This window comes from Exiguobacterium sp. s157, assembly GCF_018618205.1.
Taxonomy (GTDB): domain Bacteria; phylum Bacillota; class Bacilli; order Exiguobacteriales; family Exiguobacteriaceae; genus Exiguobacterium; species Exiguobacterium chiriqhucha.
Map to the genome: position 1 here is coordinate 263503 of NZ_JACSLQ010000003.1, position 14170 is coordinate 277672.

Consider the following 14170-nt stretch of genomic DNA (forward strand, 5'->3'; position numbering starts at 1 on the left):
TCAAGTTCTATTGTAAAAGTGAAAAATTATAAAAGAACAGCAAAACAAAACCAACTGTTTTACGGAATAACTCTTATATATTATCGAACATCGACATACAATCACAAAAATTCATTATATTGTACATTCTTTATTCAGCAGGCTTTAGAAAAGTAGTTAGTTTAAGTGTACTCTTTCACATTATCCATTGGCGTTACTCAGAATTTGCTCCAATTACTAAACAAAAGCTAATGAAGATTATGGAACAACATGATCCAGTTACCGTTTTTTTTTGGAATATCCGCCATAGGCTCAAATAGTTTGTTTAACAAACAGCTATCATCCTAATCACCTAAACAGGTAGTTTTGTTTAACATTTTGTCGCGAATGTGTGAATAACTCAACTATTTAACGAAACCCTCCAAGCTATAATAAAAAAATGGTGCTCATCCAAACACTAACAGAAAGTGTAAAAAGGGCCGTTTTGTATTTCATCATTAATTTTCGTTTATTATCTTTAAACACCAAACAAACACCAACTCAAAATCAAAAGCGCGTAAGATAGCGTGTTTTCGGGCTTTGTTCCGTATCAGTGTGAATGTTTCAAAGTATGTTCCGCCTCGGCGACTGAATAACTCGGCAACCCAAAGTAAATCGCTTCAGCAATCAATAATGAAAAGATGACTCCCATTCTTATCCGATATCGGTTTTCTAAACTCTTTAGGCCAATCAACGCCACGATAATCATACTGGTCGCCGTTCCAAACGCCGCCGAGTTTCCATACCAAGCCTCATTGACGAACATCATTCCTCCAATGGCCAATATCCCGAACATCCACCACCACTTCATCCCCATCACCTCATGCCAATTACCCCAAAAACAGGAAAATAGGCAACTCCATTTTAATTAACTCCGACCGATTCAAACGTTTGATTCCCCGGGAAAGTGGAATATCGGACAAGAGAACGGATTTTGAATGAGGAGGCATTTCATGAACATCCCAACCATCAAACTACATGACGGCTACGAGATTCCGGCAATCGGGCTCGGCACCGTTTATTTACGAGGTGAACCGGGCGTCGACGCCATCACGAGCGCTATCCGCAACGGCTATCGTCTCATCGATTCGGCAATTCGCTATGACAATGAAGGAACGGTCGGCGAAGCCGTCCGGCAATCCGGCATCCCGCGCGAGCAACTGTTTTTGACGTCGAAGCTTCGCGCCCAATACTTCGACTACGACGATGCGCTCGAGATGATTCGTGAGTCGCTCTACCGGGCGAACCTCGACTATTGGGACTTGTTCCTGTTACATTGGCCGAACCCGAAACAAGACAAATACGTGGAGGCGTGGCGCGCACTCATCCAAGCGAAAGAGAACGGGTGGATCCGCTCCATCGGCGTCTCGAACTTTATGCCTGAGCACCTCGACCGTTTGATTGAGGAGACGGGTGAGACACCGGTCATCAACCAAATCGAGCTCCACCCATACTTCTCCCAAGTAGAACAGCGTCAAGCTGACAAAGAGCGCGGCATCATCACTGAGGCATGGAGTCCGTTGAGCCGAGCCCGGACTGTCACGCATGACGAGACGATCGCGGAACTAGCAAGACAAAAAGGCAAGACCGTGTCCCAAGTCATTCTGCGTTGGCACGTCCAACTCGGTGTCATCCCGCTCCCTCGTTCGTCGAGCGAGTTGCACCAAAAAGAGAACCTCGACGTCTTCAACTTCGAATTGACCGAGGACGAGATGGAGACGCTCAACGCCCTGACGAAGCAAGACGGCCGCATCGATAATCAAGACCCGAGAGAATACGAGGAATACTAAAAAAGATTGAGCCGTCTGGGCTCAATCTTTTCTCGTTAAAACGCCGGAATCGCCGTTTCTTCGTAATTTTCTTCCAAGAACGCACGGACTTCGTCACTTGTGAGTGCTTCGCCGAGTTTCTGGATGGCTTCTTCGTCTTTGTTGTCTTCACGGGCCACGAGTGTGATGGCGAAGTCGTTCTCGACACCTTCCGTCAAGAGGGCATCGCTCTTCGGCGTCAAGCCGAGTGGCGCCGCATAGGCCGGCGTCATGAGGACCGCATCGACGTCATCGTACGCACGCGCGAGCATGAGCAAATCGACTTCCTCGAACTTGAGGTTCTTCGGGTTTTCTGTGATATCGGCTTGCGTGTAATACGACCCGTTCTTCTCACCGAGCTTAATCACATCGTGTTGCGCGAGCAATGAGAGCGAGCGGTCGATGTTCGACACGTCGTTCGCGATGGCGATTGTCGCGCCTTCCGGGATGTCGTTCATGTTGTCATACTCTTTCGAGTAGACACCGTAGTTGGCGAAGTAAATCGGTTCGATTGGGACGAGGTTAGCGTCATTGCTGCGGTTGAACTCTTCCATGTACGGGACGTGTTGGAAGAAGTTCGCGTCGACTTCTTTTGCTGCGAGCGCTGTGTTCGGTTGGACGTTGTCACCGAGGACGACGATTTCGAGCTCGATGTTGTCTTCTGCGAGTTGCTCTTTCGCGATTTCAAGCATATCCGTCATCGGTGGGATGAGCGATGCGACTTTGAGCGTCTGCGGCTCGTTTGACGGGGCTTCCGTCGTGTTCGTTTCGGAATCGTTCCCACACGCCGCGAGGACGAGTGTGAGTGAGGCGAAAAGCGCCAATAATTTTTTCATAAAGTTCTCCTTCTTTCTTTAGGTAATTAGCGTTTGTCGATGAGCCGAGCCACCGTCGTACCGGTGAACTGAATCATCTGGACGAAGACGAGCATGATCAAAATCATGTACATCATCAGCTCCGTCTTGAACTGTTGATAGCCGTAGCGGATGGCAAAGTCGCCGATGCCACCGCCCCCGACCACCCCCATGATGGTCGAGTACGAGATGAAGCTAATGATTGACGTCGTAAGCCCGAGGACGAGACCGGAACGAGCCTCGACGTACAAGAACTTGAAGATGACGTCTTTGATGGACGCCCCCATCGACACGGCCGCCTCGACGACGCCACGCGGTACGTCAAGGAGTGACTGCTCGACGAGTCGTGAGTAATGGGCGATGGCGATGATGGCGAGCGGCACGGTTGCCGCCGCCGTCCCGATGGCCGTTCCAATGATGAGCCGCGTAAATGGAATCAAAAACACGACGAGTAACAGGAACGGGAACGAGCGGACGATATTGACGATCAAGTTGAGCACGGAGAAGACGGCCCGATTTTCGAGCAGTTGCCCTTTTCGTGACAAATAGAGCCACGTCCCGAGCGGCAGGCCGAGGAGGACGGCCGCGAGAATCGAGACGCCGACCATGATGAACGTCTCGCCGATCGATTGCCAAATCTCGGTCTGATATTGCAGGAGCACCTCAGGCATGTGGTTCACCTGCCTTCTTCAGTTGATCGACGAACCAGGACGGATTGTCATCGATGTCTGCGACCCCACTCGGAATGACATCAATCGTCTCATACACCGAACCGTCCGTCATGACGGTCACGCGGTCGCACACTTGTTTGATGACGTCCATCTCATGTGTCACGATGACGATGGTGACGCCGAGCCGCTCGTTAATCGACTTTAACACGCCGAGCACTTCAGCCGTCGTATTCGGGTCGAGCGACGACGTCGGCTCATCACATAACAAGACGTGCGGTTCGTTCGCGAGCGCCCGCGCGATGGCGACGCGCTGTTTCTGCCCGCCGCTCAACTGTGCCGGGTATTTATCTTTGAACGACTCGAGCCCGACGAAACGAAGGCACTCGAGCACCCGGGCCTCATGCGTCGAGCGCGGCCGGCCAGCCAGCTTCAGTGAAGCGGCCACATTGTCATAGACGGTCTTGTTCGCGACGAGATTAAACTGTTGGAAAATCATGCCGATGACGTGGCGCTTCTCGCGTAGCTGTCGACTCGATAAGCTCGTCAATTCGTCCCCATCGACCGTGACTTGCCCTGTATCCGGTGTCTCGAGCAGGTTCATCAACCGGAGCAGCGTCGACTTGCCGGCCCCGCTCGCGCCGATGATGCCGTAGACCTCGCCCCGCTCGATCTGAAGCGAGACGTCACGGACGGCTGCGTCGCGGCCGAACTGTTTGCTGACATTCGTTAACGTGATCATAGACGGTTCCTTTCTCTTATGGGAAAACTGGGTCAACCTCGTACCCCATTTTAGCGAACTAAAGCAAATTTGTCAGGTGAGGTGCTTCACAAAAAAAGAACCGCACGGGGCGGTTCACTTTAACGGGTGCTGTTTGAAATGGTCAGCGATATGGCGCCGCATCGATTCACGATTTTCGGCAAAGATGCGATGCCGATGGCCGTTCCCCCCTGATGGATGGGGAAATCCGCTCACGACGCGTTCTGGCGCGATGATGCCCTTGTCGACGAGCGTCTCGACGGCCCGACGGACGTTGATGCCCATCGGCAAGATGAGTGCGTCCTCGAGGACGGCCATCTCGTCGGCGAAGCTGCCTTCGACATAAGACCGGAACAAGTCCGTCTTCAACATGTCTGGACTCGACCCGTTGTAGTTCTTCCCTTTATAGAAGACGGGATACGGTAGCACCGCCGTATTCTGCACAAGATGGTTCGCCTCGCCAAATAAGTCGAGCGTCGTCGGGAGACCGAGGTGGTGATGCAACTCCAAGTCGTCGAGCATCGTCACCAAGTTCTTGCGGATCGGTCCCGAGAAACTGCCCCGTTGTTTGACGGCTCGGAGCGCTTCCTCGTCGGGCGCGTCCGCCAAATCGCGGATGGCCTCGAATGATTGCCGCATTTGATACAGTCCTGGCGTAATCCCTGCTATGACGACTTTGGCCTGCGCGTTAACGTATTCGAACGGTGCATAGTAAATCGTGAGTTGCTTGTTCGGGTCCTCCTCGAGTAAGAACGGTTCACTCTTCAGTGTCGCTTCCTCCAGGTCGGGCAGTTCGAGAATATGTTGTTTATAGCGTTGAAACAAGTCAGTACGTGTCGGCATGAAAGTCCCTCCTCTGTTTTTCTGTTCCCTAAATCAGTAAATCTTATTGGAGGATGACGATCTCGTTTGCGCATTGACGCGACACATCGGCTTTTGTATAGTTAGGAACGACAAAAACGAATAGGAGTGACCAATTTGACTCCAACAGAACCGACGACACGACTTCTCGATCTCCTAAGCGAGCGTCACGACCAAATCCGTCGCATCAGCGAACGGGCTTGGAACGAGCAACATGACATCTACATCTCCAACTCCGAATGGTACGTGCTCGCCCGCATCTATAAGACGAAGCCGACCATTGCCGAAGTGACACGCAACGTCCACATCTCCCGCCAAGCGATCCATAAGCTCATCAAGAACTTGAAAGCCAAAGACCTCGTCACGGTGACCGATCATCCGACGAGTCGAAAAGATAAATGTATCGAGCTGACCGAGCTCGGAGTCCGTTGCTACGAACAGAACGAGGCACTGAAAGCCGAACTCGAACAAAAAATAGCCGAATCACTCGGTGACGACGCATTCCGACAACTGAAAATGTTGTTGAAAGCCGACTGGAATTTGTAATCTCTCCTAACGATTGGGAGAGATTTTTTTGTGTCATATCTCACCTCAAATGTCAACCGAGTTGACATTTCGTGTCATGAACTACTATACTTGATGAAAGGAAGAGGTGATCGATTTGTTCAAAACTGGTGATTTAATCATCTATTCGACCCACGGAGTTTGCCGCATTGACGACATTTCCGACATGACGGTCGCGGGTGAGACGAAGTCGTACTACACGCTCCATCCCATCAATAACGCACAGAAGTTGCAAATCAGTATCCCCGTCGATAGTGATAAAGTGATGATGTTGACGCTCCTTGAAGCGAAAGAAGCAAAAGAGATCCTCGAATCGTTCCGCTCGCCGGGTGTCGAATGGAATCCCCATCCGAACAACCGCAATCGCGAATTCTTGAACGTCGTGCACTCGGGTAACCGTCACGACATCGCTCAAGTCATCAACACGCTTGCTCGCCGCCAAAGCGAAGCTCTCTTGTTGAACAAAAAGTTATATGAACAGGACCGTAAGATTCTAGAGAACGCTAAAACGATCCTCGTGAAAGAACTTTCGCTCGCGCTTGAATTATCGGAAGAAATTATCGATCAACAAATTGCTGCTTATTTGAGCGAAGAACCTGTCGCCACTACTTGATTGGCCCCTTCCGTGCGAAGAGGTCTTTTTTTATTGTTTAAAGACGGCCAGCACCTGTTCTTTCAGCGGCTGGAAGCTTTGTCCCGCATGTCCGTGGTACATAAAGTGCTTGGAGCAGAAAATCGTTCCGCTTGTTCCATCTTCATATGTGAAAGTGATTGGCCCGGCTGAAATCCAATCCACCAATCGTACTTTAGGATTGAAGGTTACAGAGGGGTTCAGCTTTTCTGTTTCCAATAACGCCATCAATTCGCCAAGTGCTTGCTTGCTGTGGACAATCACTACGCTAGGTTTGTAGTGGAAGAAAACCTTTTTGAAGATTTGTGCACCGTATACTGCTGCTTGTTTGTTTTTTGGTAAAGACAAGCATTTTGCAGATTTTGTAGGCAATGCATTCATGTTCGTTTCAACCACGTTAATCACTCCACTAGATTTGGCTTCCAAATCTTTCACGAATGCGTTCAAACCGACCCGCGTCTTAGAGAGTCGTGATTTTCCGTCTCGGATTCGAAGCTTCTGCATCCGTTCCATGAATTGACTTCGATTATAAATCAGGTCGATATATTCGTTAGTATCTTCGAAGTCTGTCACTTCCATAGGTGTGGCTGGGTTGATGCCGACGATAAACACATTCCCTTTTGAATCCGGAGACTCCACCACAAATGGTCTAAAATAGGAGTCTTCCCCTTTTAACTGAACCAGTTCCTCAATGTTCTTCTGCATCACTAATCCCCCTCCTCATTTCTTCTCGACAATGACATCTTCCGCGAGCCCTGTGTTATTGATTTTCTTATACTGATCATACACATCCGCCACATCAACGAGCTCTTCGGGATCCACAAGCAATGTCTTCAATCCTTTTTCAATCAAGAGAAGTGGATGGTCTTTGAATTTGATTTGTTCAATCACATCATTCGCGTGTGAGATTAGAAGCGTCTCTGTTGTCGGTCTCATGCAACGCACTTCCCAGCGGTCAAGCCATTCTAACACTTGTCTCGTTTCCCATTCGACATCGAACAGGATGGCAACAAGGATATAGTGATCCGCACGCCTCATCAAGACTGCGAAACAATCGCCCAACTGGATACATTCCGTCTGTGCGATCTCCATATGGTCTTCGTAGTTGGGAACCACACAATACTCGAAACAGTCCGGGTACTCTCGAAGTTTGTCGACATAATCACCGTATTTCATACGCTCCCATTCAGAAAGAATGATTTTATTCATGTAGCACCTCCTATTTTTATGTAGACCCCTACTTACTATTAACCAATATATGGATTAATTGTCTTACAATCACAAAGAAAAAGCGAGAATATGAACATATCCTCGCTTGTACTCGCTTAATTGTGGACGACGCCTTTCTCTTTCAGGCCGAGCGCCATCGCTGTCGATTCGTGAATCGTCTTGAACAGTTCCGGGTGATCGGAGAGTGATACGCCATAAGACGGCACCATCTCTTTGATTTTCGGTTCCCATTCCGGCATCCGGCTTGGGAAGCACTGCTCGAGTACTTTTAACATGACGTGCACGGCCGTCGATGCGCCCGGTGACGCACCGAGAAGTGCTGCGACCGACCCATCTTCGGCGCTGACGACTTCCGTTCCAAACTGGAGTGTCCCTTTACCGTCTGGCGTGTCTTTGATGACTTGGACGCGTTGTCCGGCGACGACAATTTCCCAGTCCTCATTCTTCGCGGTCGGAATGAATTCGCGGAGCTCGTCCATCCGTTTGTTGTGCGACAAGAGCACCTGCTCAATCAAATATTTCGTGAGCGGCATCTCTTTCGCCCCAGCCGCGAGCATCGTCACGACGTTGTATGGTTTGACCGATTGGATGAGATCGAGGTTTGAGCCCGTCTTCAAGAACTTCGGCGTAAAGCCGGCGAACGGTCCGAACAACAACTCTTTGCGCCCTTCGATGAAGCGCGTGTCGAGGTGCGGCACCGACATCGGCGGTGCGCCGACTTTCGCTTTGCCATATACTTTCGCGTTGTGCTGTTCGATGACATCACGGTTCTTACAGACGAGGAACAGACCGCTCACCGGGAATCCGCCGATGTGCTTCGACTCCGGGATGCCTGTCTTTTGAAGGAGCGGTAGGCTGCCGCCACCGCCGCCGATAAACAGGAACGGCGCCGTGTGCGTCTCGATCGTGTTCGCCTCGATGTCTTTCACTTTCACTTCCCACAATCCGTTCGCCAACCGTTTCACGTCCTCGACGCTATGCTTGTAGTTGACCTCGACGCCTTGGCCGGTCAAATGGTCAAACAGCATACGTGTAAGCGCACCGAAGTTGACGTCGGTACCCGAATCGATTTTCGTCGCCGCAATCGGCTCATCGACGGAACGTCCTTCCATGACAATCGGCATCCAGTCACGGAGTTGTTCCGGGTCATCCGACAAAACCATCCCTTCAAACAACGGATTATTTGTTAGCGCTTCCAAACGTTTCTTCAAGAAGCGGACATCGTTCTCGCCTTGGACCATACTCATATGTGGAATCGAACGGATGAACGCTTCCGGATTTTGAATCAAGCCTTTGTTGACGAGATGCGCCCAAAACTGACGCGAGATTTGGAACTGCTCGTTCACGTTGATCGCTTTCGAGATGTCGAGCGTGCCATCCGGCTTCTCGGTCGTATAGTTCAACTCGCAGAGGGCGGCATGCCCCGTCCCAGCATTGTTCCATTCATTCGAACTTTCTTCCCCTGCACTTCCGAGCTTCTCAAACACTTTGACTTCCCACTCTGGTACGAGCTCTTTAAAGAGCGACCCGAGCGTCGCACTCATGATGCCTGCACCAATCAAAATGACGTCTGTTCTCTTTTGAACACTGCTCATGAAAACCCCATCCTTCTCCCCTGGATTTGTGTATGAGACGATTCGGTAAATCCCCATTCGCCGACTCGCCCCGTTTATAATTGTTATATTGATTATAACGCTTTTGTGATGTTTGATAAGGGTTAAGTACGGAAAACTTTTAGAGATTCTAACGAAGTCATCTCGCGGAACTAGAGATGTTATGATGAATACAATCAATACTTAAGAGAATGAGGTAGCTATAATGAAAAAGAAAGTAAAAGTAGTTGCAGCAGTGATTGAAAATGAAAATCAAGAAATTCTCTGCGCCCTTCGCTCAACAAATATGATGATTCCAAACATGTGGGAGTTTCCTGGTGGAAAAGTTGAAGACGGTGAGAATTTGCAAGAAGCACTTGAACGTGAGATTTCTGAAGAGTTAGCTTGCGAAATCACTGCGCACGAAGTGATTAATGAACATGTACATGAATATGAAACGTTCATCATTCAATTGATTTCATTGCGTGCTGAGTTAAAATCAGGAACGCCTACCGCGACAGAACACGATGCGTTAATTTGGTTAAAACGCGATAACTTACATTCCCTTGTGTGGGCCCCAGCAGATATTCCTGCCGTCAACGACGTCATCAATCAAACGATAAAAGCCGAGAACGTGTAACCATCACGTCTCGGCTTTTATTAATGCGTTTGTTCGTGTAAGTAGTCGTAAATTTGCTGATCGACACGTTCTTGGAGGAGTAAGTTCATCGTAACAACAGACAATTCCTGTCCGTCTTGATTCAGCATTGTCGTATCTTGAACAGATTCGCGATCCGGTTTGACTTCACCTAAATAGTAGAAATCTCCGCCTTCATCATCATCCTTTTTCACAAAGAGATGAATATCGATTTCTCTTTCCTGTGCTTCAATGATTTTACGTACTTCTTCCGATTTTGTCGTTCTTCTGCTTCTCGTATACCAATGAAACACTTCTGGATTAATAAAGGAGTCTCCATAATTGACGCTAGCTTCAACGTCTTCACCCTTATGGTATGTGACAAAAATCGGACAAGTTTGATGTTTTATTTTGTAGCCATATATCGTCGATTGTTCTTCTTTATCCCAATTTAATAGGCGGCAAGCATCTTTTCTCGTGTACTTTTCAAGTCGGGTTAATGGTTTTGTTTGATCGTATCGTTGACCTCTAGCTAAGGAAGCTGTTAATACATCTTTAAACAGCTGAGTGAACCATTCATCTTTTAGTAAAGAGTGCATATGAGATGAGAATCTATACACCTCACCTTCCCAAGAAATTAAGGCGTGTCCTCCATATTTCAATCGATCAGCATCTTTAAAGAAGTTTAGTGATAATACGTTTTCTAAAGAGTGAATGGTAGCTTTATCACTTCGTATGCCCTGCTCACGCAAGCGATGAATAAAATCTTGTTTGTTCAAACTTTCCTGCTCCAACAGAAGTTGCATTAACAATGCCTCATGTACTCGTTTTCCTGATAATAACTCTTGGGTCACCATCAACAGAACTTTCGAATGAATGGAAGGAAGATCAGGGAGATCAGGCTCCACTATATTCAAAAAGGCACCGTAATGACCCTTCTTTGTTCCAATAACAATTGGATCCATTGAATAATGTTCAACAAAATCACTTAGCATCGGAGGTCGGCCTAAACGGTTTTTCAAATTGTGATAAGCCTCTTTTAACACTTTTAAGTCCGTTAGTTTTGCTTGATTAATCGATTCGTAAATTCGCTCTTTTGCGATGGCCTCAAAATTAATGGTCGACGTGCCAGAAATATAGCTACGATCGATTACTTTTCTCCGAATCGAATCTTTATTTTGAGAGCGGTCTCCGGATAAAGCGATTGGAATCAAATAGTTATTTTTGTAGTTAGCAATGAAATCGATAACGGTCACGTATTGTTTTGAGCTGTGTTTTCTTAATCCCCGTCCTAGTTGTTGAATAAAAATAATACTTGATTCTGTCTGTCGCAACATGACGACTTGATTAATGCTTGGAATATCAATACCTTCGTTGAATATATCAACTGTTAAAATGTAATCTAGACGACCCTCTTCCAAATTAGTCACTTCAACTCGTCTCTTTTCTTGCGAATCATCTCCCGTTAAAGCACATGTTCTAAAACCTCGATGATTCAATTCCTCAGAAAGTCGTTTCGCTTCTCGTTTTGAACTACAGAACATCAAACCACATAAACGCTCTCCAGAAAAACCATAGTAATCAATCTTCTCGATAATCCGTTCTACACGTTCCTCTGACACGAGCTGAGTGAATACATCAAACTCAACTTGATTTCCACTCACTTCAAGATCTGTCACTCCAAAATAGTGGAAAGGACACAACATGTCCTCTTCAAGCGCTTCTTGTAACCGAATCTCATATGCAATGTTGTAATCAAACAACTTAAATAAATCATATCCATCTGAACGTTCAGGAGTTGCTGTCATTCCTAATAAAAATTGTGGTGTGAAATGTTCTATAATTCGTTGATATGTAACCGCTCCTGCTCGGTGACTCTCATCAATCAATACGTAGTCAAATGCGTCTCGGTCAAACTGATCTAATGTTTCTTGTTTAGAAATTGTTTGGATCGTTGCAAAGACATACCTGGCCCCCATTGCTCGGCTCGAACCTGACAGGATACCAAAATCACTTTCATCACCACCAATGACTCGATGAAAATCATTCTTTGCTTTTTGCAAAATCTGTTCGCGATGCACTACGAATAGCATTCGCTTCGGTCGATAGCGACGAACATCAAAAGCGGCTAAATATGTTTTTCCCGTGCCCGTCGCTGATACGACGAGCGCTCTTGTATTTCCATGCGCACGAACGGCCTCAATCCCACTTAAAGCTGCTAGTTGCATCGAATTAGGTTCTACTTGTAACGCTTCTTTTAATCGATTTACTCCATACGAGTCTGGAAACTCAGCTACACGTTCTCCAAAGACTGGACGATACGAACGTTCGTAAGCTGAAATCCATTCAAGTGTCAATGGAACTGAAACACTCCACATTTCTTCAAACTGATCGAGGAAGTGTCCGACAATTTCTCCATTCTCGTGAGAGGTCAACTTCAGATTCCACTCGTAATTTGTCTTTAACGCTCCAGACGTCAAATTAGAGCTTCCAACAATTAATGAGTAGTACTCTTCGTGTTGAAAAATGTATCCCTTAGAGTGGAATGCCTCAACTTCTGAAATGCGAATATCTACATTCTTCAGTTTTAATAGTTCTTTAAAGACTTTAGGTTGATTAAAGTATTGGTACGTTGAGGTCATGATTTTTCCACGGATACCTTTGTCATGTAAGTCGGAAAGCGTAGATTTTAACGTAGCTAAGCCAGCTTCCGTAATAAACGCAACAGAGAATAAGAAAGATTGGCATCCCTTTAGTTCGTCTAGAAGCGAAGTGAGTACATCTTGTCGTTTATGTTTTTCATTCATTAATAACTCAGGTTTAAATGGACTCACGTGATGATGATGCTTATCAATGAACCCCTTTTCTAACGAATTTTTGAGTTGTTCTGTAAAATGAGTCATATGTACCTCCAACATGATTTATACTAAATTCAAATAATTTCAATACCAGTATTTTATTTTACATATATTTCATTATTATCTTCTGCATAAAAATGATCAAGGAGGAACTCCATGTCTACGTTCTATCTCATCCGTCATTGCTCGGCGACTGGCCAAGAGCCGGACGCCCCACTCACCGAAGCCGGCGAACAACAAGCACTCGCCCTCGCTGACTTCTTTCGAGACATTCCCGTCGACCGCATCATCTCGAGCGACTATACGCGAGCTACTGCCTCGATCGCACCGCTCGCCACATCCAAGCAGCTGACCATCGAGACGAATCCGAAGTTGCGCGAACGCATCCTCTCGCTTGAACCGCGCGACGATTGGTTCGAACTGCTCCGCCATTCGTTCACCGACACCTCGTTCCGTTTGCCGGGCGCCGAGTCGGGTCAAGATGCGACGGACCGGATTTTGAGCGTCATCGACCCTCTCGACGACATAAACGGCACGACCGTCCTCGTGACGCACGGAAACCTGCTCGCGTTGCTTCTTCAACATGTGGATAACCGCTATGACTTCGACACGTGGCGCAATCTCAGCAATCCCGACGTCTATCGCCTCGATATTGTGGATAACTCTTGGTCCGTGGAACGTGTCTGGTCCGTCCCTACCTGTGGATAACGTTATCCACAGAAAAAGCCGTCTCGCAGATGAGACGGCTTTCGTTTTATTTCTCTACGAAGAACATTGAGATGGCTCCGAGGCCGACGTGCGTCCCGACCGAGACGCCCATCTGCATGAGGTAAATCTCACCTTTGAAGTCGGATTCGGCTTGAATCTTCGCCTTCAAGTTCTCTGCAATCTTTTGATCTGACGTATAGCCGATGATGACGAAATTGGTGATGTCCTTATCGCAACGTTTGATGAACTCGTCCGTATAGTGCTTGAGCACTTTACGCGTTCCCCGTTCTTTCGCGACGATGGCCCCTTTGCCGTTCTTCATGCTCATGATTGGCTTGACCATCAACAGCTTGCCGATGATGGCGCTCGCATTCGAGATGCGGCCGCTCTTAATCAAGTGGTCCAAGTCGTCGACCGACAAGAAGTGCTTCACTTTCAGCTTATACTTCTCGTTGAAATCTACGAGCTCCTCGAACGTCGCCCCAGCTTCACGCATCTGGGCGCTCTTCATTAACAACCAGCCGCTCCCGTGGCTCATCGAACGTGAGTCGACGATATGAATCTTCACCGTCGAATCCGGATGCGCCTCTTCGAAGTATTCTTTTCCGAGCACGGCCGATTGATACGACCCGCTCGTCCCGCTCGACATACAGATACATAGAATCTCATCATGTCCGCTCTCGACGGCCTCTTCCATCAACTTCATAAATGTCGCCGGGCTCGGCATCCCCGTCGTCGGGAATTCCGGTAGCGCTTCCAACATTCCGTAAAACTCATCGGGCTGGATGTCGACACGGTCCTCGTACGATTTATTGTCAATCGTAATGATGAGCGGCGCGACGCCAATCTCATATTTTGCTAAAATCTCATCGGATAAATCACAAGTTGAATCTGCTAGTAATTTTATCATGGTACCCTCCAAATAATCGCCCTTAAATGACGAGAATCGTCCTAGACCACTACGTCGATTCAGACGTCACG

15 protein-coding genes are annotated in these 14170 nt (G+C 47.7%); 5 read left to right on the top strand and 10 right to left on the bottom strand.

The window, feature by feature from the left end; genetic code table 11:
* Positions 1–568 precede the first annotated feature (568 nt).
* Positions 569–829, bottom strand: a complete 261-nt coding sequence (locus tag KNP67_RS08535) for a hypothetical protein (protein WP_211780193.1) — start codon at positions 827–829, stop codon at positions 569–571.
* A 142-nt stretch (positions 830–971) separates the two neighbouring features.
* On the opposite strand from KNP67_RS08535, the gene KNP67_RS08540 reads away from it, so the two are divergent.
* A complete protein-coding gene (locus tag KNP67_RS08540) occupies positions 972–1808 on the top strand; it encodes an aldo/keto reductase (RefSeq protein WP_131472018.1) in 837 nt (278 codons plus the stop codon).
* A 35-nt stretch (positions 1809–1843) separates the two neighbouring features.
* On the opposite strand, the gene KNP67_RS08545 is transcribed toward KNP67_RS08540, so the two are convergent.
* From KNP67_RS08545 to KNP67_RS08560, 4 genes are all read right to left on the bottom strand, one after another.
* Complete coding sequence (locus KNP67_RS08545; protein ID WP_214708255.1) at positions 1844–2662, bottom strand: MetQ/NlpA family ABC transporter substrate-binding protein; 819 nt, start codon at positions 2660–2662, stop codon at positions 1844–1846.
* Between the two features lie 26 nt (positions 2663–2688).
* Positions 2689–3351 (bottom strand): methionine ABC transporter permease, encoded by a 663-nt coding sequence (locus tag KNP67_RS08550; RefSeq protein ID WP_029596402.1) that lies wholly within the window; start codon positions 3349–3351, stop codon positions 2689–2691.
* Positions 3344–4090 (bottom strand): methionine ABC transporter ATP-binding protein, encoded by a 747-nt coding sequence (locus KNP67_RS08555; RefSeq protein WP_214756469.1) that lies wholly within the window; start codon positions 4088–4090, stop codon positions 3344–3346. Before KNP67_RS08555 ends, KNP67_RS08550 begins: the two co-directional genes overlap by 8 nt.
* Before the next feature lie 114 nt (positions 4091–4204).
* Complete coding sequence (locus tag KNP67_RS08560) at positions 4205–4951, bottom strand: hypothetical protein (protein ID WP_214756470.1); 747 nt, start codon at positions 4949–4951, stop codon at positions 4205–4207.
* Positions 4952–5086: 135 nt separating this feature from the next.
* Here KNP67_RS08560 and KNP67_RS08565 point away from each other — a divergent pair, with 135 nt between their 5' ends.
* A complete protein-coding gene (locus KNP67_RS08565; protein WP_131472028.1) occupies positions 5087–5515 on the top strand; it encodes a MarR family winged helix-turn-helix transcriptional regulator in 429 nt (142 codons plus the stop codon).
* Between the two features lie 106 nt (positions 5516–5621).
* Complete coding sequence (locus KNP67_RS08570) at positions 5622–6146, top strand: CarD family transcriptional regulator (RefSeq protein ID WP_214756471.1); 525 nt, start codon at positions 5622–5624, stop codon at positions 6144–6146.
* Positions 6147–6176: 30 nt separating this feature from the next.
* Here the strand turns inward: KNP67_RS08570 and KNP67_RS08575 are convergent, their stop codons facing one another.
* The 3 genes from KNP67_RS08575 to mqo form a co-directional block, all read right to left on the bottom strand.
* Complete coding sequence (locus KNP67_RS08575) at positions 6177–6869, bottom strand: hypothetical protein (RefSeq protein WP_214756472.1); 693 nt, start codon at positions 6867–6869, stop codon at positions 6177–6179.
* 15 nt (positions 6870–6884) lie between these two features.
* Positions 6885–7373 (bottom strand): hypothetical protein, encoded by a 489-nt coding sequence (locus KNP67_RS08580; RefSeq protein WP_214756473.1) that lies wholly within the window; start codon positions 7371–7373, stop codon positions 6885–6887.
* A gap of 116 nt (positions 7374–7489) precedes the next feature.
* The gene (gene mqo / locus KNP67_RS08585) at positions 7490–8989 is read right to left on the bottom strand and encodes a malate dehydrogenase (quinone) (RefSeq protein ID WP_214756474.1); all 1500 of its coding nucleotides are present in this window, start codon (positions 8987–8989) and stop codon (positions 7490–7492) included.
* Between the two features lie 223 nt (positions 8990–9212).
* Between mqo and KNP67_RS08590 the strand changes: the two genes are divergently transcribed.
* Complete coding sequence (locus KNP67_RS08590; protein ID WP_214756475.1) at positions 9213–9626, top strand: (deoxy)nucleoside triphosphate pyrophosphohydrolase; 414 nt, start codon at positions 9213–9215, stop codon at positions 9624–9626.
* A 20-nt stretch (positions 9627–9646) separates the two neighbouring features.
* Here the strand turns inward: KNP67_RS08590 and KNP67_RS08595 are convergent, their stop codons facing one another.
* Positions 9647–12526: a DEAD/DEAH box helicase gene (locus KNP67_RS08595; RefSeq protein WP_214756476.1), complete on the bottom strand. Its 2880-nt coding sequence runs from the start codon at positions 12524–12526 to the stop codon at positions 9647–9649.
* A 111-nt stretch (positions 12527–12637) separates the two neighbouring features.
* On the opposite strand from KNP67_RS08595, the gene KNP67_RS08600 reads away from it, so the two are divergent.
* A complete protein-coding gene (locus KNP67_RS08600) occupies positions 12638–13189 on the top strand; it encodes a histidine phosphatase family protein (RefSeq protein ID WP_214756477.1) in 552 nt (183 codons plus the stop codon).
* Between the two features lie 46 nt (positions 13190–13235).
* Here KNP67_RS08600 and KNP67_RS08605 read toward each other — a convergent pair whose 3' ends face one another.
* On the bottom strand, positions 13236–14099 hold the full coding sequence (locus tag KNP67_RS08605; protein WP_029596408.1) for a DegV family protein: 864 nt from the start codon (positions 14097–14099) through the stop codon (positions 13236–13238).
* Between the last annotated feature and the right edge of the window lie 71 nt (positions 14100–14170).